Origin of the sequence: Haladaptatus sp. AB643, assembly GCF_024136975.1 — an archaeon.
In the GTDB taxonomy this organism is placed as follows: Archaea; Halobacteriota; Halobacteria; order Halobacteriales; family Haladaptataceae; genus Haladaptatus.
Genome location: NZ_JAMYJW010000050.1, coordinates 1 through 249, shown reverse-complemented (window position 1 = coordinate 249; position 249 = coordinate 1). Strand labels below are relative to the sequence as shown.

At 48.6% G+C, this 249-nt stretch carries 1 rRNA gene; it reads left to right on the top strand.

Annotation, left to right across the window (positions count from 1 at the left end):
• Positions 1-170: 170 nt before the first annotated feature.
• Positions 171-249, top strand: a 16S ribosomal RNA gene (locus tag NKF25_RS24120); the annotation flags it as partial.

Here is a 249-nt window from a genome sequence, read left to right as displayed (position 1 = left end):
AAATGAGGATTCCACCCCTGCGGTCAGCCGTATACGATGGAATCTGATGTTAGCCTTGGTAGTTCGGTGACACCTTGTCGGTTTCCGATATGGTGTCCCGAACGTGTGATATGTGATACACTCTCTTTGAGAGTGTCTCCGCCTATACGCTGAACCTTGTGTTCAGCGACATTCTGGTTGATCCTGCCAGAGGTCATTGCTATTGGAGTTCGATTTAGCCATGCTAGTTGTACGAGCTTAGACTCGTAG